Raw genomic sequence first — 22,599 nt, forward strand, 5'->3', positions numbered from 1 at the left:
GGGAGGTGAACGCGTGGAAGAACCCGTGCTAGCCGGGCGCCTGGGCGGGCTTGAGCAGACGCAGCAAGGGTATGCCGGCCGCCAGCACCGCCAGTCCGATCAGGGCGCCCGCCCCGGCATAGATTGCGCTGGAAACGACCAGCCCGGCGCAGGTCAGGACGAGCAGCAGCGGCGGAAGGGGATACAGGGGAACGCGGAAAGGCCGCGGCCGCTCCGGGTCCATGCGCCGCAACCGCCACACCGATGCCGCCACCAGCAGCATGAACAGCCAGAAGACCGGCGCCGTATAGGCCACCATGGTTTGCACGCTGTTCTGGCTGAATGCGCCCAGCGCCACCAGCGCCAGCGTGATCACTCCCTGGACAAGCAGGGCGCTGACCGGCGTCTCGTTGCGAGCGCTCCAGCCCGACAGCGCGCGCAGTCGGGGGACGTCCCGGCCCAGCGCGCAGTACACCCGCGCACCCGTGATGATCGTTCCGTTTATCGTACTGAGGGCGGTGGCGCAGATGGTCAGGCTGAGCATTGCCGCCGCGTAGGGGCCCGCGGCCAGCTGCATGACTTCGGCGCCCAGCGCGGGCGTGTCGCGCAAGCCCTGCAAGCCGAAGATCTCCAGCAATGCGATATTGGTCAGCACGTAGGTGCCGGTCACCACCGCCGTCCCGATGAGCAGCACCCGGCTCATGTTGCGCGCCGGATTGCGCAATTCGCCGCTCAGGTAGGCCGCTTCGTTCCAGCCGCCATAAGTCAGCAGGACGAACACCATGCCCATCCCCATGAGACCCGCGGGATTGCCCGACAGCGGTGCGGGCTCGGCGGTGTTCAGCAGATTGTGCCCCGAAGCAGTCAGGCAGCCGATCAGCACCGCGGCCAGCGCGACCAAGGTAAGTACGGTGAAGATCCACTGCAGGCGCTTGGAGTACCGGGTGCCCACCATGTTCAAGGCAGTCAGCACAACGACCGAGATGGCGGCATGCGCCGCCGGCCCCTGGCTCCCCAATGGCAGCAGGCGTTGCGCGTAGTCGCCATAAATAAAGGCGACCACGGCGATGGCGCCAGTCTGGATCACCGAGCAGCGGGCCCAGGCAAACATCAGCCCCACGCGCGGCCCCCACGCCCGGGTCAGGTAAAGGTATTCGCCGCCCGCGCCGGGATAGGCGGAGCCCAGTTCCGCGTAGCAAAGCGCACCGACCAGCATGATCAGCCCGCCCGCGCACCACAGAGCGATGTACATGGCTTCCGAAGCCGCGTGCTGCGCCACCAGGGGCGGGAAGCCAAAAATGCCGATGCCGATCACCACGCCGACCAGGACCATGGTCGCGTCCATGACCGACAGGCCAGCCGATGCGGGTTCGACGACGGTGTCGGAGGCGCCGCTCATTGCGGTTGACGCCGGACGGGCCGCGCAGGCAGCGTGGAGGGCCCGCCCGGAGAACTTGTCCTTGCCGGCCGCGCGGCCACGAGGATCGGATTCACGAATGAACGCGAGCAGGGCATAGTCATGCGGTTCTCTCGGTTGGGCGCGCGGGACGCGGATTCAGACCGGGATGTCGGCATATGCTGACAATTGTCTGAACATAAAACGACCAGTTCGAAATCGAGAAAGTTCCGCAGGGTTTTCCTGGGGTGCATGGGCGAGGGACGCAGATTAGGGAACGTCCCGGCGGGCGGCTATACGCCTCAAAACCTAATTCAACTTATTAGAATATCTGCATAAGCAGATGTTTTACTTAAGTTTTTATTCAACACTTAAAGTGTTTTATTAAAAGTAAAACATTAAGCAGAATTGGACGAAAGGATGAGCCTCTCGTGCTAATGCAGGTGCTGGCGCACCCAATTGGCGGAGTCGGCCGGCAGCGAAATATCTCTTTCGGGGGCGCTTGCCGGCTTGCACAGGTACAGGGAGCAAGTGATGTAGCTGCCGCCGGACAGCGCCAGGATCAGCATGGGCCGCCCGAACTCGCGCGGAAAAGCCTCCAAGAACCGCCAGACGAACTGCTCAGCGACGCCCGCCGCCCATCCATCCCGCAGCAAGTGCAAGGTCACTCCATAGAGCCAGGATGCGACGGGAGCCTCCCCGCGGCCGCGATGGGCCTCCACGCAACCGCCGAAGGCCTGCGCATACGCGGGGCCTTTACGCTGCATTTCTTCCTTGAGCAGCCGTTCCAATCGCGCGCAATGCCGGCGCACCAGATCGCGCAGTTGCACATCGGCATCGGCCTGCTCCGCCACGCGGCGGGGCGTCGCGCAAGCGTAATCATTCGTCAGCTTAAACATTTCCCATCAGGATGAACTTCTCCGACGCATTAGATATTGCGGAGGCATCCTTTGGTATCACTGAAACTTGGTATTTCTCGACGAATCGTCGTCGCCGAATGCCCGCCGCTCGGGGCATTCGGCCAGGGGAACAGCCTTTTCGTCCAGCCGCGCCCCTGTGTCAGTCGAGTTTCACGCCCGCCTGCTTGATCACGGCGGCCCAATCCTGGACCTCGCCACGCAGGAACGTCCCCAACTCCGCCGGGGTCGAGCCCGCCAGGATCAGGCCTTCATCCGCGAAGCGCTTGCGCAGGTCGGGATTGGCCAGCACCTTTTGCAGCGCGGGCTGCAGCCGGTCGATGACGCTTGCGGATACGCCGGCGGGCGCCATCAGGCTGTACCAGGTGGTGGCCTCCAGCCCGTTGACACCCTGCGAACGGGCCGTCGTCACATCGGGCAGCGCGGGCGATTTTTCCAATCCCGTCACGGCGGCCGCGCCCACCCGGCCGGCCTTGTACTGGGGCAACATCTCCACCACCTGGGTGACGCCCATGCTGAGTTCACCCGAAGCCACCGCCAGCAGCACGGGCGAACTGCCCTTATAGGGCACGTGGACCAGATTGCCGCGCGTCGCCAGGTTGAGCACCTCGCCCGTCAGGTGGGTGATGCTGCCCGCGCCCGAGGACCCGAATGTCAGTTTGCCCGGCTCCCTGGATGCCAGCGCGATCAGCTCGGGCAGGTTCTTCGCCGGCAGGGCCGGGTTGATGGCGAAGACCAGCGGGCTCTTGCCAACCAGGGTGACAGGCTGGAAATCCTTGACGGGGTCGTAGTTCAGGTTCGGATACAGGCTGGGCGCGATGGCGAGCGTCGATACGTTGCCAAGCAGCAAGGTGTATCCGTCGGGCTCCGCGCGAGCCACCGCGGTGGTGCCTATCGTGCCGCCCGCGCCGGCCTTGTTTTCGACGATGACCTGCTTGCCCAGCGCGTCGTTCAACTGTTGCGCCAGCGCGCGCGCCAGCGTGTCGGCCGCGCCGCCGGGCGGGAAGGGCACGACGATGCGGATGGGCTTGTCCGGATACGTCTGGGCGTGCGCCGCGGCGCCCAGACCCATGGTCAGCAGCCCCGCCAGGGCCGTGGCCAGAACGCCCCGGCGATTGACTTTCCTGTACTTCGACATACTGCTCTCCTGAAAGAGAAAACGTGGTCAATGCGGAAAACGAATCAGCGCGTCGCGGCCTGCGCGGGCGGATGGTTGGCGTGCCAGTGGCGCGCGATATCGACGCGCCGGCAGACCCAGACGTCGGGATGCGCGGCCACGTGATCCAAAAAGCGCGCCAGGCCGGCGGCGCGCCCGGGCTGGCCGACCAGCCGCAGGTGCAGGCCGACCGACATCATCTTGGGTTGCGTCGCGCCTTCCTCGTAAAGCACGTCGAAAGCGTCGCGCAGGTACTCGAACAGATCCTGTCCGGTCGCCATCCCGCCGCGGACGAACTTGGCGTCGTTGTTCGCCAGCCCATAGGGCACGAGCAGATGCGGCTTGCCATCCACCGATGTCCAGTACGGCAGTTCGTCGTTGTAGGTGTCGGAGTCATAAAGAAAACCGCCTTCCTCGGCGAGCAGGGCGCGCGTGTTCAGGCTGGGGCCATAGCGGCAGTACCAGCCCAGCGGCCGCGAGCCGACCGTACGGGCAATCGACTCCACCGTGCGGCGGATGCGTTCGCGCTCCTGCTCCAGCGTCAGGTTCTGATGCCGCTCCCAGCGCCAGCCGTGCGCGCAGACGTCATAGCCACTGGCCCGGATCGCGTCGCAGACCTGGGGATTGCGTTCCAGCGCCAGTCCGCAGCCCAGCACGGTGGCCGTCATGCCGCGCGTCTGCAGCAGGCGGTGCACCCGCCAGAAGCCGATCCGGCTGCCGTACTCGAACATCGATTCGGCGGCCAGGTCGCGGCCGCTGAAGCCGCCCGCACCGCCTTCGGTCAGTCCGGTCTCGGACTCGGGATCTCCGTCAGGGACCGACGGCTCGCCGCCTTCTTCGTAGTTGATGCACAGGTTCAATGCCAGGCGCGCGCCGCCTGGCCATTTGGGGTCCGGCGGATTTTCGCCATAGCCGACAAAGTCGCGGCGCAGATGCGGGGGATCGATAGTCATAGCGGGCTTGCCATCCGTGAAGGAATCAATCGGGAAGGGAAACAACGATGTGGGGCGCCGGCGCGCGCCAGAATTCATCGTCGTCGTCGCGGCAGGTCTGGCCCATCATGACGAGGAACTCGGCCGGTCCGGACAGTACGGTCAGGCCGTGATGCCAGGTGCCGACGCGGTAGCACACGCCCTGGCGCCCGGACGCGCGAAAGGCCTGCAGCCGGTCCATGTCGGGCAGACCGTCGGGCGCGGTGGGCGCCACCACCACCAGATAGGGCGTATCAGTCAGGGGGACGAATGTCTGGGCCGCATAGCGATGCCGTTCCAGCAGTTCGATCACGCAGGCCCCCCGGGCGGGTGTGTCCAGCCGGCTCACCCAGCAGGCGTTGCGGATCGCGTCCGGCCCGTGCCGCATCGGTTCCGTCAGGTAATGGCGGCGCTCGGCACCCTGATGGGCGATCACCTCGCCGTAGGGCGCGAAGGCCTGCGGGGTGAGCGGCTGGGCAGGCAGGACGCGGCGCGGAGTCGGCATGTCAGGCGCCATGGGTCAGGTATCCCAGCGAGTTCACGTAGCTGCGCCGCACGCTTTCCAGGTGGGCGGCCATGGCCTCGCGCGCCCGGGCGGCATCGCCAGACAGCAAAGCCTGGATGATGGCCAGATGTTCCTGCCGGGCCTCGACCTGCCGCTGCGGCAGGCGCTCGACGTCGCACATCCGCACCTGCCGGCGGGCCGCCGTGATCATCGCCGCCAGGTTCCGGTTGCCGCAGTACGCGGCGATCAGGTCATGCAGGGCGTTGTCGACCTCCCAGTCGGATTTCTCGTCGGGCGTGGCGGCATCCAGCAGGGCCTGAAGGCGCGCGTGCAGGCCTTCCAGCGGCTCCGCGGGAATGCGGTTTGTCGCCATGGCGGCCGCCTCGCTTTCGAGCAGGCTGCGGACTTGCAGCAATTCCAGCAGATCCGTCACGCCAAAGGAGCGGACCACGATGGATCCGTTGGACAGGCGTTCCAGCATGCCTTCGCCCAGCAGCCGGTTCATGGCGGCGCGCAGTGGCGTGCGCGAGACCTCCAGCTCGTCGGCCAGCCGGCGTTCCTCCAGCACTTCGCCGGCGGGAATGCGGCGCGACACGATCTGGTCGAGCAGGGTCTGATAGGTGCGTTGCGTGGCGTTCATGTATGTATTGAGACCAAGAGAGGGCCCTGGCCGAGTGATAGGCCAGGGCGATGGACGAGAAGGTATCCGATTGGTATCCCAGTGGGATACCAGGAGTATCCCCAATGGCGGACGGCAGCCGGATTAGCGGAAATCCGGCATGGCGGCGGCGCTGGACGGGCTGCTATGCTCTGTTTTCGGGTGCCGGCAAGCTTGCGCCGGGCCGGGATGGGGATCAGGCCAACCGCAACTCCAGGAGCATCGACATGAAGCTTTCCAAACGCGCGTTACTGGCAGGACTGGCGCTATCCGTACTGGGGGCGGCGGCCCCCACGGTCATGGCGCATCACGGCTGGTCATGGGCCGAATCCGAGCAGATGACCCTGCAGGGCACGGTCGAGCAGGTGCAGATCGCGCCGCCGCATCCCACGCTCAAGGTCCGGGCCGCGGATGGCGTGTGGCTTGTAGAACTGGGCAATCCCAGCCAGACGAAAGAGGCCGGGTTCGTCGAAGGCTCCGCCAAACCCGGCGATGCCATCACGGCTATCGGCAACCGGGACCAGGACGCGGCCAACAAGCGCATGAAGGCCGTGCAGGTCAAGGTGGGCGGCAAAACCTACGACATCTACCCCAGCCGCATCAAGAAGCCCTGAGCCGGCCGGGCCCGCAGCGATGCCCGACCTGCTTCGGCTCGCCCTCGAACAGCTTGAAGCCTTGCCGCCGTCGATATGGCTGCGGCGGTCCGGCACGCTGTACCTGCTGGTCAATGCCGCCCATATCGGCGCCATCGGCCTGTTGATCGGGTCCATCGTTCCGCTCGACCTGCGCTTGCTCGGCCTCATCAAGCCCGGGCCCCTGGCGCTGCTGGCGCCCGTGCTGGCGCGTACGGCCGCGGTCGGGCTGGCGCTGGCCGTGCTGACCGGCGCCATGCTGTTCTCGGTACGCCCCCAGGAATACCTGCAAAACCCCGCATTCCTGACAAAGATGGCCCTGTTGGGCGCGGGCGCGCTCAACGCCTGGCTGGTGCGCCGGGGCAGGGCCTGGGCCGGCGTGGTCCAGGGCAGCGCTCCCTCGGGCGGAATGCGCCTGCATGCGGGGGCCTCGCTGCTGCTATGGCTGGGCTGCCTGGTGGCGGGACGCTGGATCGGCTTTTTGTAGCGCCAAGCCATCCCCTCGGGATTGAAATCCCGCCGGCCCACGATAGGGACGGCACGCCGAAATCCTTCCGGAACTCCCCCGTCGAACACGCCATCGGCGCGACGCTGATCGCCCTGAAAGCCGCATGAAAAGCCAAGCCAAGTTAACTTGGCAACCATTTTGGCGCCTATTTACTTGCAAATGGATCCTATTTATACTCCCGCCCGGTGCCGGACTCTGGTCGTCCTGCACCCGTGTCATTGACTCTCGCCACCCAGGCGCCATCGAGCATGACCGCCAATCGTGGCATGCCCGGGATGGGCGCTTGGAGAACAGTAGCAATGGCTCACGCCAGAATTCAGAACACGCTTGCGGCGCAGCGCAAGCTTGCCGTGGCCGTTGCCGCGGCGCTCGCCGGTTTGGCCGGCACGGCCCATGCCCAGACGGCGTCGGCGCCTCCCGCCGAGGCAGGGGAGTTGGCTGCGGTCACCGTGACGGGCGACTGGCTGGGCACGCCGACCGAGGAAAAGGTGCTTGCCCATCCCGGCGCTCGCACGGTCGTGGAGCGGCAGCGCATTGTGGAGAGCGGAGCCAGCAGCGTGCGCGACGTGTTGCGGGAGATTCCCGGTGTCCAGGTGCAGGACAGCAACGGCACCGGCGGCAGCGATGTGTCACTCAACGTTGGCATCCGCGGCCTGACGGCGCGGCTCTCGCCGCGCTCCACCATCCTGATGGACGGCGTGCCGATGGCGTACGCGCCTTACGGCCAGCCTCAGCTATCGCTGGCCCCCGTGTCGCTGGGCAACCTGGAATCCGTCGACGTGGTGCGCGGCGCGGGCTCGGTACGCTATGGCCCGCAGAACGTGGGCGGCATCATCAACTTCGTGACCCGGCCGATTCCCCAGGACTTCACGACCAGCCTGAACGTGGGCACCGAAATGTACAGCCACGGCGGCAACGTCAAGACCACGCCCAGCCTGTTCGTGGGCGGCACGACCGACCAGGGCCTGGGCGGCGCGCTGCTGTATTCGGGCACCCATGGCGAAGGCTACCGCTCAAGCAACGATTCGACGAACATCGACGACGTCATCCTGAAGGGGGCGTACCGCCTGACGCCGGACGACAACATCGCCGTGTCGCTGCACCATTTCGAAGGCAAGGGGCGAATGCCGGGCGGGCTGACCACCGCGCAATACTCGGAAGACCCGTTCCAGTCCACGCGCCAGTACGACCAGTTCACCGGCCGGCGCACGGATGGCTCGTTCAAATACACCCACAACGACGGCGTCAACAACTTCGAAGTCCTGACGTACTACGTGGATTCCTACCGCGGCAGCTATATCGAGCAGGCCGGAACCGGCGCCACGGCCGACAAGTTCCGCCTGACGTCCGCGCCACGCAGCTATCACTACTTCGGCATCGAGCCGCGCTATTCCCGCCTGATCGATTCCGGCTCCGTGGTGCAGGAAATCAGCGTGGGCTACCGCTACCTGAAGGAAAGCAGTTCGGAAGTGGCGGGGCGCACCGCCTACTACGACCCGGACGCCGGCGGGAATGCGTTCGACCTGAGGATGCCCACCTACCAGACGAGCAACGGCGGCACCACCGCCCACGCCTTCTATGTGGACGACCGCATCGACATCGGCAACTGGACGATCACGCCCGGCGTGCGCTTCGAGAGCATCAGCACCTATAACGACGTCACCAACTTCAATACGGCGACGGGCGCGGTCACCAGCGCCACGTCGCCGTCGATCGACTCGCGCGTCACGCTTCCGACCATGTCGGTGCTGTACCGCATGAGTGATCAGTGGTCCCTGTTCGCCAATGCGGGCAAGTCCTTCGGCCCGCAGCAATACAGCCAGCTGGCTTCCACCACCGACGGGCTGCACCCGGAAACCGCCAAGACCTATGAAATCGGCACGCACTTTGCCGGTCCGGCCTGGAGCGGGGAATTCACGCTGTTCAACATCGACTTCGACAAGGAACTGCAGCTGACCCGGTCGATCGTGGGGGAGGGCATGTGGACCAACCTGGGCGCCACCCGCCACCGCGGCGTGGAATCCGCCTTGCGCTATGACCTGGGCGACCTGAGCGACGCCTTGCGCGGCTTGTCCGTCTATGCGACCTACACCTATACGCAGGCGATCGCCAAGGCAGGCGCGTTCCAGGGCCGCGACCTGCCGCTGTACTCGCGCCAGGTGGCGTCCATCGGCGCGCGCTACGCCGTCAACCGCTGGACCTTCAATGCCGACGTGTTCGCGCAGTCCAAGCAACATTCGCCCGGATCCCCGGACTCCGGCGCAGGCTACGTGACCGAAGAGGACGCCAGCGGCCGTCTGGGCGACATCCCGGGCTTTGCCACCGTCGCATTGCGGGCGGGTTACGACTTCGGCCGCGAGATGAACGACCTGAAGGTGGCGGTGGGTATCAAGAACCTGTTTGACCGCCGTTACTTCACGCGCTCCACCGACAACAACGGCGGGAAGTTCGTAGGCCAGCCCCGCACGGTCTACCTGCAGGCCTCGGTCGCGTTCTGAACGCCATGCGCAATCCTCCATCGGGAGCGTCCGCGTGAAGGGCCTGCGCGGCTTATGGCTGCGGGTGCACCGCTGGCTGGCGCTCAGCGCGGGCTGGGTGCTGATCTTCGCCGGCCTCTCTGGCGCGGCGCTGGTCTTCGCGCCGCCTCTGGACCGCTGGGCGAATCCGGAACTGTTCGTGGCCCGCTCCGGCGCGGCCACTGCGCAGCCGGGGGTGCCGCTGGAGGCCGTGCTGCGGTCGGTCCGGCTGGAGTTCGGCCCCGGCGCGAACCTCGTGTTCCGGCCCGTCCGCGATCCGGGTGAAACCCTGCAGATTCGCGTGCGCGGCGGCTGGCGCGGGACACTGTTCCTGGACCCGGCCACGGGCGCGGAGCAGGGCAGGCGCGGCGAGACGGAAGGGGCGGCGAACGTGCTGTTCAAGCTGCACAGCTCGCTGTATATGGAGAGCACCGGCAAGGCCGTCCTGGCCTGGGTCGCGCTCGCCTATCTGTTCCTCCTGGTCACCGGCCTGATCCTGTGGTGGCCGCGCCACTGGTCCAAGGGCTGGAACATCGCGCTGGATAGAGGTGCGCTGCGGGCGCTGTTCGATCTGCACCGAGTCGGCGGCGCGGCGCTGGGCCTGCTGATCGCCGTATCGGTGGCCACCGGCGCCTACATGGCCTGGCGTCCGCTGGGTGCCGCGGTGACATGGCTTGCCGGCGAAACACCCGTGAAGGCGCCACGGCTGCCCGCGGCCGTCCCGGCCGAAGGCGACCCCCCATCGCTGGACCAACTGGCCATCAAGGCCTCCGCACAGTTCCAGGAACCGGGTTTCATCGGCTATATCGTGGTTCCCCCCAACGCGGGCGCCCCAATCCGGTTCCGCTTCCGGCTGCCCGATGACCCGCATCCCAATGGCCTGAGCTCGGTCTGGATGGATCCTCGCACCGCCCAAGTGCTGGCGGTGCAACGCTGGAACTCGCTGGACCCCGGGGCCAGGGCCACCGCTTTCGCCTTTCCGCTGCATACCGGCGAACTGGGCGGGGCCGCGCTGGAAATCGCCGTCGCGCTAGGCGGGCTGGCGCTGGGCGGCCTGGGCATCAGCGGCGTCTGGCTGTGGTGGCGGCGGCGGTCAACCAGGCTGGCGGCGGTGAGCAGCCGCAATCCCGCCGCGACCTGATATCAGGGATGGGCCGCGCCCTGGGCATCCACGTACAGGGAGAAAAGGCATTGCCCGGCGACCATGAACAGGCGGTTGCGCCGCGCGCCGCCAAAGCACAAGTTGGCGCACCGGTCCGGCAAGTCGATGCGTCCTATCGGCGCACCGTCAGGCGCAAAGACCATCACGCCGTTCAGGGCAGGCCCCGAACCCCAGCCGGCCCAGACATTGCCGTCCGTGTCGCAGCGTATGCCATCCGGCAGGCCCTGGTCCCCGGCGTCGACGAAGGTGCGCCCATGGGTCAGCGTTCCGCCTTCGGCGACCTCGTACACCAGGATGCGGTTCGGCCTGGAGCCGTTGTCCACGATATACAGCAGGCGCTCATCGGGCGAAAAGCACAGCCCGTTCGGATTCGGGATGTCCTCCACCACGGCCTCCATCCGCCCGGAAGCCGGGTCCAGCCGGTAGACGCAAGTCGGCAGTTCCGGCGTCGTCTTGAAGCCTTCGTAGTCATTGAGGATGCCGAAGACGGGATCCGAGAACCAGATTGAATCGTCGCGCTTCACCACGATGTCGTTGGGTGAATTCAGGCGCTTGCCCTGGAATCGCTCCGCCAGCACGGTCAGGGTTCCGTCGTATTCCGTCCGCACCACGCGGCGCCCGCCGTGCTCGCAACTCAGCAGCCGGCCCTGGCGGTCCCGGGTGTTCCCATTGGCGTACCCCGACGGCTTGCGATACACGGACACCGCGCCGCTTTCCTCATCCCACCGCATGATGCGGTTGTTGGGAATGTCGCTCCAGAGCAGGTATCTGCCGTCGCCGAACCAGACCGGGCCTTCGCCATAGCGGATGCCGGTGGCCAGGCGTTCGACGGCGGCATTGCCGATCCGGTATTTCAGGAAGCGGGGATCCAGCACCTCAATGGCGGGATCGGGGTAGGACTCGCTGGGTTCCCACATGGGATCTCCTTGAGGGCAAGCAGCCATCTTGGCCGATCGGCCTGGCAGTGTCCATCCGCCCGCGGAAGGACTCCCCCTTGCCCTGATCCCCCGCTTATAACGCCGCCAGGGTTCGTCCGGCCGGTGTGCAGAGCAGCACGAAGCCCGCGACGTTCAACAGGACCGTGACCCAGAACCTGGCCCGGAAGTCCGCCTTCACGGACTTATGTCGAAGCCATTGCTGCCCTAGCAGCGCGCCGGGCCAACCTCCGGCCAGCGACAGCAGATGCAGGGTTCTTTCGGAAATCCGCCTGCGCCCGGCCTTTGCCGCCGCCTTGTCGAAAGCGTAGGCTGCGAGCGTGAGGACGCTCAGCGTCATATAAGCCATCCCGACCATCCCTGGCACCGCCCATTTGAGCCAAGCCAGGACGTACAGACAAAGGAATATTGGAATCGGCATCAACTGTGCGCCAAATCGCGCTGGGGCCATGGGACCGTCCCGACGGTTGGTTTGAAGACCGCCATTGCACCACGGGACCGCAACCGGACACGGTCTTCGGGCTGGGTTTCCACTAGCTGGTGTAGCGGAAACGGGCTTCCCATAATGGTGCCGACGGCGAAACGCAGCCCGGACGCGTCCGTTTTCCCGACAGGAAATCTCCCTCGTCATATCGTTCGGAGGCACCATGTCATTCCGCCTTTTCGCCTTGATGCTGTGCGCGGCTCTGCAATTTTTCGCTGCAAGCCCCGCGTTATCCGCCGAAACCCGCGCGCGCGGCGACCCTCTCGCACTGGCCTACAACGTCAAGCCCTGGACGGGCGACCTCGACGGCATGATCCAGCGCCGCCAGGTCCGCGTGCTGGTGCCCTACAACAAGGCACTGTATTTCCTGGACAAGGGCGGCACCCAGCGCGGCATCATCGCGGACATGATGACGGCATTCGAAAACGACCTGAACGCCCAGCTGAAGAACAAGAATATCCGCGTCTATGTCGTCTTCCTGCCCACATCGCGGGAACGCCTTATTCCGGATCTGCTGGCCGGCAAGGGCGACATCGCCGCCGCCAATCTGACCATCACCGACGAGCGCAAGAAACTGGTCGATTTTTCGACCCCCTTGGCCACGGGCGTGCGCGAGATCATCGTTGCCTCGCCCGGGGCGCCCGAACTGAAGTCACTGGACGACCTGGCGGGCCAGGAACTCTTCATCAACCCGGCCAGCAGCTATTACGCAAGCGTGAAGAACCTGAACGCGGACCTGCAGGCCAGGGGACTGAAGCCTGCCATCATCCGCGATGCGCCGGGCATATTCGAGACCGACGACATCCTGGAAATGGCCAGCGCGGACTTGATCAAGTACACCGTGGCCGACCGCTACCTGGCGGTTTTCTGGAAACAGATATTCCCGCAGATCCGCGTCTACGAAAACCTGGAGGTGGATGCCGGCAATGACATCGCCTTTGCGTTCAGGAAGGACTCTCCGAAGCTCGCCGCCACATTGAATCCGTTTATTGTGAAGAACCGCATCGGCACCTCGTCCGGCAATCAGCAACTGACCAAGTACCTGAAGTCCGTGAAATGGGTGAAGAGCGCCACGGATCCCGACGAAATCGACAAATTCCACCGGCTGGCGGATTTCTTCCGCAAATACGGCGATCAGTACAACATTGACTGGCTGCTGATGATGGCGCAGGGCTACCAGGAATCGCGCCTGGACCAGAACGCCAAGAGCTCGGTGGGTGCGGTCGGCGTCATGCAGATCATGCCCGCAACCGGCAAGGACTTGAAGGTCGGGGACATCCGCCGCGAGGAATACAACATCCATGGCGGCGTGAAATACATCCGCTTCATGATCGACCAGTACTACGCCAAGGAGCCCATGACGGACTTGAACAAAGGCCTGTTCGCGTTCGCCGCCTACAACGCGGGACCAGGCCGGATCAACCAGCTGCGCAAGGAAGCCGCCGCCAAGGGGCTTGACCCGAACGTCTGGTTCGACAACGTCGAGCGCGTGGCGGCGGAGCGCATCGGGCGCGAGACCGTCCAGTACGTCAGCAACATCTACAAGTACTACATCGCCTATTCGCTGGTGAGAGCGCAGGGCGCGGCTGCCGCGAACTAGGCAAGCGCGCCCCGGGCCCCAGGGCCAGGCCTGGAGATTGAAACCAGCGATACGCTCAGTTCCCCGTAGGCATCGGAAGACTGAAACCCTCCTTGGCCAGGCTCTCCCGGATGTACTGGAAGCGCTCGTACTGCGACAGGGTGATGGGCCCGTTGTAGACCTCGCTTTGCGCCTTGCGGGGCGGGTGCGTCGCGTACGTCTTCATGAGGTCCGCCGCGGCCGCATTCATCGTGGGCAGCGTCCATGTTCTTTCCGTGACGTTGCTCATGAAGATGTCGTAGCGCTCCTGCGGATCGGCCCACAGGTCGAATACCTGCGGAACCGCCGCGACATACGACTCCGGCCCCTTCCAGCCCAGATTGGTGTCCACCGCAAGACCGCCGGTTTTCACGCCGTTGTCGCCCCGGAGATTGAACACCGCCTTGTAGTTGCCGACCCGTATGGCGCCAGGCGACAGCTCGTTCTCGGTGAAATAGAACCACGACTTGCGCGCCGACTTGCCGGTCCCGAAAAGAACGGGCGACATGTCGTAGCTGTCGAAGACGATGGGCTTTGCGGCGCGGTCGTTCTCAGGCAGCTTCACGCCGGCCACCGCGGCGAACGTCGCCATCAGGTCCAGGCCGCCCACGATGCTGTGGTCCTTGGAAGAGGGCGCGATCTTGCCCGGCATCCAGGCAATGGCCGGAACCCGGTTGCCGCCTTCGCGCACGGTGCCTTTGGTCCCGCGGAACGGTGTATAGCCGGCATCGGGATAGACGTCCTGCCAGGCGCCGTTGTCGGTCGTGTAGAAGACCAGCGTGTTCTTGTCCAGCCCCAGCGCCCGCAGCTTGTCCATGATCCGCCCGATGCGCGCATCCAGCTCCACGACCGAATCGGCATATTTGCTCTTGGACAACGATTTCCCGATGTAGTCAGGATCCGGCATGTTCGGCTGGTGCACCTTCATGAAGTTGATGTTCATGAAGAACGGCTGGTCGGACTTGGCGTTCCGGTCCAGGAAGTCGAGCGACGCCTTTTCGACATAGCGGTCGAAGAACGGGATGCCCACGACCCCTTCCTTGCCGTCCACGACCGGCGTATCGACGTACTGTCCGTTGATCTTGAAGTCCTCGCGCGGCGTTTCGCCGGCGTTGCCCGAGAGGGCGCCCCGCGTGACTTTCTGGAACATTGCGCGCAGTTCGGGATCCATGTCCGGAAACCAGGTGGGATCCGCGTAGGTATATGCGTTCAGATGGTAGAGGCCGGCGTACTTCATCTCGTCGTAGCCTTGCGCATTCGGCAGGGAGTAGTCCGCTTCGCCCAGGTGCCATTTCCCGGTGAAGAACGTCTTGTAGCCGCCCGTCTTGAGGACCGAGGCCAGCGTCCATTCCTCTGCCGGCAAGCCGCCACCCTGGCCTTGGAACGCGACGGTGGTCATGCCGCTGCGGTTGGGGATGCGACCGGTCTGCATGGCGGCCCGGCCCGGCGTGCAGCTGGGTTGCGCGTAGAAGGAGAAGAACGTCATTCCCTCGTTGGCCAGCCGGTCGATGTTGGGCGTTGGCATTCCACGCCCGACGCCACCGCCATAAGGGCCAAGATCGCCATAGCCCGTGTCGTCCGACACGATCAGCACGATGTTGGGCTTGCGCTGTTCCTGCGCTGCCGCAGGCGCGCAGAGTGCCGCCGCCGCGCCGAAAAGCGCCGCAATGCCACAAAAGAGAGTTCGTTTGGTCGCCATTTGCAACACTCCACCGCTAGAGAGTTGAATCGACCGCACGAAGCTGCAAACCGTGCGGTGCACGTTGGCCTGCGTATTGGGAAGCTCAAAGGCGGGCGAGACGACTCATGCCGTTGAACTGCGCTTATTTTCACCTTCCCCCAGCCACTGTCAATCGTTTCGGCGGCGGCGCGGCGGGGGGATGCGGCTGGACTGGAACGGATGCACCAGGGCTGCCTGCCGGCGCAGCCGGCGTCCATCCGGAAGGATCGTCAGTTCAGATGGCCTGCTGCTTCATCCGCTTCGATAGCGCCTCGGCGGTTTCCTTGCGCTCGCTGTAGCGGTCCACCAGATAAGGGGCCGCGTCGCGCGTAAGCAGCGTGAACTTCATGAGTTCTTCGACCACATCGACCACCCGATCGTAGTAGGGCGACGGCTTCATCCGCCCGGCTTCATCGAATTCCTGGTAAGCCTTCGCCACCGAGGACTGATTGGGGATGGTCAGCATGCGCATCCAGCGACCCAGCACGCGCATCTGGTTCAGGGCATTGAAGGACTGGGATCCGCCCGAGACCTGCATGACGGCAAGCGTCTTTCCCTGAGTGGGACGCACGGCCCCCACGGACAGCGGAATCCAGTCGATCTGCGTCTTCATCAGGCCGCTCATGGCGCCATGGCGTTCCGGTGAGCTCCAGACCATGCCCTCGGCCCACTGCACCAGTTCCCGGAGCTCGCGAACCTTGGGGTGGTCATCCGTTGCATCATCGACCAGCGGCAGGCCCGAAGGGTTGAACGTTCGCGTCTCGGCGCCCAGCGCCTGGAGCAGCCGGGCCGCCTCCTCGGCGACCAGGCGGCTGTAGGATCGCTGCCGCAGCGAACCATACAGCAGCAGGATGCGCGGGGCGTGAGTGGCCCGCTTGGGCGAAAACAGCTCGGCGGTGTCCGGCCGGTCAAACAGCGCCGGATCTACGTTGGGCAGGTCGACAAGGAGCTCAGGCATGGCGCGAACTCCCGCAGGCGGGATGGTGGTGAATCATGACTGCACTCATAAGAGCCTCTGGATGTGTTGGAAAAAATGGTCAGGCAGGCCTGACGGGCGTCGGACGCGCCCGCAGCACGATCAGCGCGCCGAATGCGGCGGATCCCAGCGCACCGGACAGCCAGAGGGCATTCGCGCCCCAGGCATCCAGGGCCAGCCCAAAGAGGAAGGGAGCCAGCGCCTGCGCGACGCGGGCCGGCATCATCAGCCAGCCCTGGCGCGCGCCGTAGCCTTGCGTGCCGAAAAGAACGAGCGGCAGCGTGCCCTTGGCAATGGTCAGGATGCCGTTGCCGGCCCCGTGCAGGATCGCGAAGGCCGGTGCAAACGCCGGCCCAGCCATCAGCAATATCGCCACGCCCGCCGGATGGGCGAGCGCCGCCAGGCGCGCCGACAGTAGCGGATGCACGCCGCGCAGAAAGCTGAACTCCAGCACGCGGCCGGCAACCTGGGCCGGGCCGATCAGCGCGCCGACGCCGACCGCCGCGGCCAGGCTGGCGCCCGTGGCTTCCAGCATCCGCGGCAGGTGCGTCGCCATCGCCGTGCTGATGAACCAGGTCGCGGCGAATACAAAGGCGAGCAGGGCAGTGGTCAGGCCAGGAGACTCCGGCTTTGCCGGAAGGGGAGCATCAACAGGGCGCGACTCGTGGGTGACGGGCCTTTCCACCGGCAAGCCCACGGACGCCCTGGGAAGCCAGGCATTGAGCGGCAGCCCTATCAGCAGGTGCAGGGCGGCCCAGCCGAAACAAGCCCCGCGCCAGCCGAACTCGGTCTCCATCCAGGCAGACATGGGCCATCCGACGGTGCTGGCGAAGCCCGCTATCAATGTGATGCCGGTGATGGCGCCCCGGGCGTGAAGACCATACAGGCGGACCAGGCTGGAAAATGCGGCTTCGTAAAGACCCGCCCCCATCGCAACGCCAATCACCAGCCAGGCGGCGAACATCGACCACGGGCCTTGCGCCAATCCCAGCATCGCAAGCCCAGACGCGAACAGCAGGCTGGTTCCCGTCAGAACGGCCCGGCCGCCGTGCCGGTCGATCGCGTGGCCGGCCCAAGGGCCGATCAAGGCCGACGCCACGAGCGCAACGGAAAACGCCGCGTAGACAGTCGGGGCCGGCAGGCCCAACTCGCTGGCCATGGGCGTCGCCAGCATCGCCGGCAGATAGTATGAAGACGCCCAGGCCAGCGTTTGCGCCGTGCCCAGGGTGCCGACCACTCGGGATTGCGAGGCAGAGGTCTGCAGCGGCGGCACGTATCAGCTCCGGCTGGCGCCGGCCTCGTACCAGGCCTTGCTCTGGTTGACGATGCGCACCACAAGCAACATGACGGGAACCTCGATCAGCACGCCAACCACCGTCGCCAAGGCGGCGCCGGACTGGAACCCGAACAGGCTGATGGCGGCGGCCACGGCCAGCTCGAAGAAATTGCTCGCGCCGATCAACGCGGACGGACCGGCGATGCAATGCCGCTCGCCGACCCGGCGATTAAGCCAGTACGCCAGGCCGGAGTTCAAGAACACCTGGATCAGGATCGGCACCGCCAGCATGGCGATCACCAGGGGTTGGCGAATGATTGCTTCGCCCTGGAACGCGAACAGCAGCACCAGCGTCAGGAGGAGGGCGGCGATGGAAAACGGCCCGATCCGCGCCAATGCCGCCTCCAAGGCTGCCTGCCCGCGGCGCAGGAGCGCGCGGCGCCAGAGTTGCGCCAGCACGACCGGAATCACGATGTACAGTCCGACCGACACCAAGAGCGTGTCCCACGGCACGGTGATGGCCGACAGCCCCAGCAACAGGCCCACCAACGGTGCAAAGGCGAACACCATGATCGTGTCGTTCAGCGCGACTTGGGACAGCGTAAACACGGGATCGCCACCGGTCAGCCGGCTCCAGACGAACACCATGGCGGTGCAGGGCGCGGCGGCCAACAGGATCAATCCGGCGATGTAGCTGTCCAGCTGGTCGGCAGGCAACCACGAGGAAAAGACCTGCCGGATGAACAGCCAGCCCAGCAAGGCCATGGAGAACGGCTTTACCGCCCAGTTGATGAACAGCGTCACCCCTATGCCGCGCCAATGCTGCCTGACCTGGCCCAGTGCCCCGAAGTCCACCTTGAGCAACATCGGGATGATCATCACCCAGATCAGGAGCCCGACCGGCAGGTTGACCTGTGCGACTTCGAGGCGCCCTATGGCCTGGAACAGCGCGGGCATGGACTGCCCCAGCCCGACTCCCAGCACGATGCAGAGAACGACCCACAAGGTCAGGTAGCGCTCGAAGGCGCCAATGGCGGGGGCCTGCCGCGGAGCAGGCGCCGCTTGTGTGCCGGATGACATCGGCTACTCCTGTGTCTTGCCGATGCCCCGCAGCCCGGCCTGGAGCGACATGGCGTCCAGGCGCTCAAGACGCAGGAAGAGGAACAACATGTTGAAGAAAGAGTGGGGCATGGTCGGTTCCGGCAGCAGCGAAGGAAAGAGAGGCACGTCGCGGACGATTGCCGGTCAGCAGGAAGTGCAGGCCTCGGGATCGGAAACCTCGCAAGGGGCACCTTGGCAACAGTGCTCGGTGAGATAGCCGAGCAAGCCGTTCATCCGGGAAAAATCGGCTCGGTAGATCAGGTTGCGGCCCTGCTGCTCGACGGTGACGAGTCCGGCGTGGGCCAGTTCCTTCAAATGGAAGGACAGCGTGTTTCGCGCCACGCCGAGCTGGTCAGCCAGGACGCTGGGAGTAAGCCCGGCAAGCCCGGCAACCACCAGGGCGCGGAACACGCGCAGGCGTTGGGCATGGGCCAGGGCATTGAGGGCGGAGACGGCTTGATCTTCATTCATGATTCAATCATACAACGATTATTGAATCATCGAAAAGCCGTTCCGGCGCTGACTGACCGCCGGCGCGGCCCTGCGCCGGATCGCCAGAGACCTCCGCCACCCGCTGCCCCCGGAATCCTATGCCGCGACAAGGCCTCGTGCACAAAAGCCGCTGCGCTTCATGTCTTGCACGAACTCGGTCAGCGCCCGCGAGGCAGCCCGAAGCACGGGTTCAGAAAAAGGCGTGAAGGGCGGGCCGGCGGGCGGCCACGCCCGCTGCTACGTTCACTGCGACCCGAGGAATCCCGCCTCCCTGATGATGGGCTCCCACGAGGCGATCTCCGCCTTGACGGTGGCGTCCATCTGCTCCGGCGTGCTGGCGACTTTGACAAATCCCAGCTCCGTCAGCTTTGCCTCGTTTTCGCCCAGCGCCTTGATGATCGCACTGTGCAGGCGGCTTACGATCTCCGGTGGCGTACCGGCAGGCAGGTTGAATCCATACCAGGTGTCCGAATCGTATCCGGGAAGACCGCTCTCGGCCACGGTCGGTACGGTGGGCAACGACGGGCTTCTTTGCGGGCTGCCCACGGAAAGGATGCGAATCGCGCCAGACCGCAATTGCGGTTCCGCCGATGGGATCTGGACAAACATCATGTCGATCTGTCCGCCCAGCAGGTCGGTCATGGCGGGAGCTCCGCCCTTATAGGGAACATGCAGGATATCGACCTTCGCCATGTTCTTGTACAGCTCTCCCGCCAGATGCTGCGACGTGCCCACGCCGGCGGACCCATAGGTGAGCTTGCCCGGATTGGCCTTGGCCGCGGCCTGGACGTCGGCCATGGACTTGAACCTGGAATCGCTGCGCACCGCAAGCACCAGCGGAACCCGCACCGCCACGGTCAGCGATGCGAAATCCTTGACCGGGTTGTAGGGCAGCTTCTTGTAGACCGATGGGTTGATGGTCATGATCCCGCCGGCGGTCAGCATCATGGTGTAGCCGTCGGGCGCCGCCCGCGCTGTCTGCTGTGCCGCAATGGTGCCGCCCGCGCCGGCCTTGGATTCGACCACGACGGTTTGTCCCAGCTCCTGCCCGACGGAGCGCGCGACGAGACGCGCCAGGGCGTCCGTGCTGGCGCCGGGAGGGTAGGGCGTGATCATTGTTATCGGCCGGCTGGGAAAATCCGCGGTTGACGCCAGTGCGCCGGCCGAGGGGATAAGAACCGCGACGGCCAGTGTGCCCGTCAGGCTGCGGAAGAATCTGCTTAGGGTCATGTCTTTGTCTCCTTGTTGTAGTGATACCTATGCGCCGGTCAAGGCGGCGTCAAACAGCGCGCGCATCCGGCCGGCTTGTGCTGCAAATTGGCCATCGCGATCGGCATTGAAGTTGTGGCTGGCTATCTGGCGGATCGCGGGCCAGTGCGCCTCTCGCACACCCAATCGATCCAACGCCGTCGACAGCCCCCATTGCCGCCACTCGCGGCGCAGGCGGGCGGCAAGGCTGGCACGATCGGGCGAACCGCCCAGGGCCTGGGCCAGACCGGCCAATAGTTCATCCGCGCTATCGGGAGCCAGCTGAATGATGGCCGGGGTCAAGGCCGCGTAGGCATCCGCCTGGCTGACCTGCGGGCAGACATGGAACACGGCCGCGGCCAGCGCGTAGGCCTGGCTGGCAATCGAATGCGCGTCCATCGGCCTGCCGCCATCATCCTCATCCCGGTTCTGCAGCAACGCCGCCGCGCACAGGTCCAGCAGAACGTCGGGGGTGAAAGGGCGCTGGCTGGCAAATGCCTTCTGCGCGATCGTCCACGCCTGCCGCCGGCTGGCCTGCACCAGGGGATTCGCCCGGGCCACGCTGGCCATGCTCATCAGCGCGCGCCAATAGACCGTGAAACTGGTGCGCACGGCGAGCGACGGCGGCGCGCTGGCCAGCGCCCGCGTATCCCAGAATACGCAGCGAGGCCGCGTCTTGGGGTCGAAGAACTCCAGGCGGGTCCCGCCACCCAGCACCGCGCTGCCTCCGCGCGCCTGCGCCGAGGTCGGTGCGGTCAAGATATTGAAGATGGGTAGTTTGGGAGCAAGCAAACGGGGGCTGACAGCCGCCCCCCCGGCGGGATACTGCGTTACCAGGGCGTCTACCGGGCCGGGCTCGGCAAGCAGGATGGCCACGACCCGGGCCGCCTTGATGACGCTGCCCGCCCCCAGGGCGATCAGTCCGTCCGCCTGGATCTCACGCGCACGGCAAACCGCGCCTTGCAGATCCTCCAATGGCGCCTCCTTGCCAATGCCGCAGAACAGTCCCGCGATGCGGCCGCCCGACTGGCGTTGCAGATCGTCCATCCAGGCCTGGTCCTTCGCGACCGTTCTGCCGGTCAGCAGCAGGGCGCGCCCAACCCCCGCCTGCCTCAGTTCGTTTTCCAGTTCGTCCAGGGCGCCCACCCCGGCGTGAACGCGCAAGGCGTGGCTACGGCTGTGGTAGTTGGCCATCATCGCGTGCCGCCGCAAGGGTAGACGCGGCCCTCGGCGATGCGGCGCGCGGTGCGCACGATCGCGGCGCGTTCCACCCGCCATTCCTCGCCCTCGGGCCGCACATGAGCGTCGACGTGGATGAGGCCGGACGGGTGCCCAAACGCGAGCTCGCATGGCACAGGCCGCCGCAGCATGCGGGCGGGCAGCGTGCCGGCAATGCCGCAGGCCATGCCGGTCGTGGCCGTGACCGTGGCCGCCAACGTTTTGCTCGTGGACCCCGACGCGAACTGCCGGCAGACCAGGTCCTGCGCCGTTGCCGGGATCAGGCGTCCATCCGTGCAAGTGGAGTAGTCGCGCGGGGATTGCAGAATCACGAGCATCGGGGTCGACGGCGCCTGCCGCGCATTCCAATAATCCCCAAGACCGACCCGATGCGCGACATTGCGGCGGATGGCATTCATGCGCGCCTTCAGCGCCGCATTCCCGTCGATGGCCCCAGGTTCCTCGGTGCCGTTCAAGCCCAGGCTCGACGCGTGTATATAGACCACCAGATTGGCTCCATCAACTACGGAGACCTCCACGGCGCCAATGCCTTCGACTTCCAACCGGGTCAACGGAGCGCCCAGCGGAAGGAGCTTTCCCGTGATTGCTCCCGTCGCCCGCGAAAAATCCAGTTCAATCGCCGCGCCCGTACCCGGCACGCCGTCGATCGCGCACGATCCTTCGGTCTGCGCCAGGCTGGCCGAGACGGGCACGCGCACATGCACGATCCGGTCGGTGTTCAGGTTATGCACCCGCACCAGCGTATGGCCATTCTCGGCCGGCACCAGTCCTTCTTCGATGGCGTAGACCCCTACCGCGGCAGTCAGATTGCCGCAATTGAGGTTGAAGTCGACTTCCGGCGCCAGGATGCCTACCTGGCCAAACAGATAGCTCACGTCGCTGTCCGCGCGCACCGGCGGCCCGATGATGGCTGCCTTGCTGGTGAGCTTGTCGGCGCCGCCCAGACCGTCGATCTGGCGGCGGTCCGGGCTGCCGAAGATTCTCAGGAGCAAATCGGCGAGAGCGGCCCGATCCTGCGGGACATCGCTGGCACGCAGAAACACCCCCTTGCTGGTGCCGCCTCGCATCAGGACGAACGGCAGCGGGGGAGGAAGGTTCAACATGGCATTC

General features: G+C 65.6%; 21 protein-coding genes. 5 read left to right on the forward strand and 16 right to left on the reverse strand.

What is annotated here, in order from left to right; all coding sequences use genetic code 11:
* Positions 1-28: 28 nt before the first annotated feature.
* The 6 genes from HLG70_RS07160 to HLG70_RS07185 all read right to left on the reverse strand — a co-directional run bounded on the left by HLG70_RS07160 (position 29) and on the right by HLG70_RS07185 (position 5,564).
* Positions 29-1,378 (reverse strand): APC family permease, encoded by a 1,350-nt coding sequence (locus HLG70_RS07160; protein ID WP_171662429.1) that lies wholly within the window; start codon positions 1,376-1,378, stop codon positions 29-31.
* 431 nt (positions 1,379-1,809) lie between these two features.
* A complete protein-coding gene (locus HLG70_RS07165; RefSeq protein ID WP_171662428.1) occupies positions 1,810-2,274 on the reverse strand; it encodes a hypothetical protein in 465 nt (154 codons plus the stop codon).
* A gap of 160 nt (positions 2,275-2,434) precedes the next feature.
* Positions 2,435-3,430 carry a Bug family tripartite tricarboxylate transporter substrate binding protein gene (locus HLG70_RS07170; protein ID WP_171662427.1) on the reverse strand — a complete coding sequence of 332 codons (996 nt, stop codon included), beginning with the start codon at positions 3,428-3,430 and terminating at the stop codon, positions 2,435-2,437.
* Positions 3,431-3,474: 44 nt separating this feature from the next.
* Entirely contained in the window at positions 3,475-4,401 is a 927-nt protein-coding gene (locus HLG70_RS07175; RefSeq protein WP_171662426.1) for an allantoinase PuuE, read from the reverse strand.
* A 25-nt stretch (positions 4,402-4,426) separates the two neighbouring features.
* Positions 4,427-4,924, reverse strand: a complete 498-nt coding sequence (locus HLG70_RS07180) for an ureidoglycolate lyase (RefSeq protein WP_234102974.1) — start codon at positions 4,922-4,924, stop codon at positions 4,427-4,429.
* A 1-nt stretch (position 4,925) separates the two neighbouring features.
* A complete protein-coding gene (locus HLG70_RS07185) occupies positions 4,926-5,564 on the reverse strand; it encodes a GntR family transcriptional regulator (RefSeq protein ID WP_171662424.1) in 639 nt (212 codons plus the stop codon).
* A gap of 245 nt (positions 5,565-5,809) precedes the next feature.
* Here HLG70_RS07185 and HLG70_RS07190 point away from each other — a divergent pair, with 245 nt between their 5' ends.
* The 4 genes from HLG70_RS07190 to HLG70_RS07205 all read left to right on the forward strand — a co-directional run bounded on the left by HLG70_RS07190 (position 5,810) and on the right by HLG70_RS07205 (position 10,379).
* Positions 5,810-6,196: a DUF6152 family protein gene (locus tag HLG70_RS07190; protein ID WP_171662423.1), complete on the forward strand. Its 387-nt coding sequence runs from the start codon at positions 5,810-5,812 to the stop codon at positions 6,194-6,196.
* A 19-nt stretch (positions 6,197-6,215) separates the two neighbouring features.
* A complete protein-coding gene (locus HLG70_RS07195; protein WP_171662422.1) occupies positions 6,216-6,701 on the forward strand; it encodes a DUF6644 family protein in 486 nt (161 codons plus the stop codon).
* Between the two features lie 320 nt (positions 6,702-7,021).
* Complete coding sequence (locus HLG70_RS07200) at positions 7,022-9,220, forward strand: TonB-dependent receptor family protein (protein WP_171662421.1); 2,199 nt, start codon at positions 7,022-7,024, stop codon at positions 9,218-9,220.
* 34 nt (positions 9,221-9,254) lie between these two features.
* Positions 9,255-10,379 carry a PepSY-associated TM helix domain-containing protein gene (locus tag HLG70_RS07205; protein ID WP_171662420.1) on the forward strand — a complete coding sequence of 375 codons (1,125 nt, stop codon included), beginning with the start codon at positions 9,255-9,257 and terminating at the stop codon, positions 10,377-10,379.
* A 2-nt stretch (positions 10,380-10,381) separates the two neighbouring features.
* Here HLG70_RS07205 and HLG70_RS07210 read toward each other — a convergent pair whose 3' ends face one another.
* The gene (locus tag HLG70_RS07210) at positions 10,382-11,317 is read right to left on the reverse strand and encodes an SMP-30/gluconolactonase/LRE family protein (RefSeq protein WP_171662419.1); all 936 of its coding nucleotides are present in this window, start codon (positions 11,315-11,317) and stop codon (positions 10,382-10,384) included.
* Between the two features lie 94 nt (positions 11,318-11,411).
* On the reverse strand, positions 11,412-11,675 hold the full coding sequence (locus HLG70_RS07215; RefSeq protein ID WP_234102976.1) for a DUF1294 domain-containing protein: 264 nt from the start codon (positions 11,673-11,675) through the stop codon (positions 11,412-11,414).
* Positions 11,676-11,982: 307 nt separating this feature from the next.
* On the opposite strand from HLG70_RS07215, the gene HLG70_RS07220 reads away from it, so the two are divergent.
* Positions 11,983-13,419 (forward strand): transglycosylase SLT domain-containing protein, encoded by a 1,437-nt coding sequence (locus HLG70_RS07220; RefSeq protein WP_171662417.1) that lies wholly within the window; start codon positions 11,983-11,985, stop codon positions 13,417-13,419.
* 55 nt (positions 13,420-13,474) lie between these two features.
* Here the strand turns inward: HLG70_RS07220 and HLG70_RS07225 are convergent, their stop codons facing one another.
* From HLG70_RS07225 to HLG70_RS07265, 8 genes are all read right to left on the reverse strand, one after another.
* On the reverse strand, positions 13,475-15,136 hold the full coding sequence (locus HLG70_RS07225; RefSeq protein WP_171662416.1) for an arylsulfatase: 1,662 nt from the start codon (positions 15,134-15,136) through the stop codon (positions 13,475-13,477).
* Between the two features lie 256 nt (positions 15,137-15,392).
* Positions 15,393-16,115, reverse strand: coding sequence for an arsenical resistance protein ArsH (gene arsH, locus HLG70_RS07230; protein WP_171662415.1), 723 nt, complete (start codon positions 16,113-16,115; stop codon positions 15,393-15,395).
* A 79-nt stretch (positions 16,116-16,194) separates the two neighbouring features.
* Complete coding sequence (locus HLG70_RS07235; RefSeq protein WP_234102978.1) at positions 16,195-17,406, reverse strand: MFS transporter; 1,212 nt, start codon at positions 17,404-17,406, stop codon at positions 16,195-16,197.
* Between the two features lie 3 nt (positions 17,407-17,409).
* Positions 17,410-18,489: an ACR3 family arsenite efflux transporter gene (gene arsB / locus HLG70_RS07240; protein ID WP_171662414.1), complete on the reverse strand. Its 1,080-nt coding sequence runs from the start codon at positions 18,487-18,489 to the stop codon at positions 17,410-17,412.
* A 165-nt stretch (positions 18,490-18,654) separates the two neighbouring features.
* A complete protein-coding gene (locus HLG70_RS07250) occupies positions 18,655-18,981 on the reverse strand; it encodes an ArsR/SmtB family transcription factor (protein WP_171662413.1) in 327 nt (108 codons plus the stop codon).
* A 264-nt stretch (positions 18,982-19,245) separates the two neighbouring features.
* The gene (locus HLG70_RS07255; protein WP_171662412.1) at positions 19,246-20,232 is read right to left on the reverse strand and encodes a Bug family tripartite tricarboxylate transporter substrate binding protein; all 987 of its coding nucleotides are present in this window, start codon (positions 20,230-20,232) and stop codon (positions 19,246-19,248) included.
* Between the two features lie 27 nt (positions 20,233-20,259).
* On the reverse strand, positions 20,260-21,447 hold the full coding sequence (locus HLG70_RS07260) for an iron-containing alcohol dehydrogenase (protein ID WP_171662411.1): 1,188 nt from the start codon (positions 21,445-21,447) through the stop codon (positions 20,260-20,262).
* Complete coding sequence (locus tag HLG70_RS07265; RefSeq protein ID WP_171662410.1) at positions 21,444-22,592, reverse strand: 2-methylaconitate cis-trans isomerase PrpF family protein; 1,149 nt, start codon at positions 22,590-22,592, stop codon at positions 21,444-21,446. Before HLG70_RS07265 ends, HLG70_RS07260 begins: the two co-directional genes overlap by 4 nt.
* Positions 22,593-22,599 lie beyond the last annotated feature (7 nt).

The sequence above is a fragment of the Achromobacter deleyi genome (assembly GCF_013116765.2).
Classification (GTDB): Bacteria; Pseudomonadota; Gammaproteobacteria; order Burkholderiales; family Burkholderiaceae_B; genus Achromobacter; species Achromobacter deleyi_A.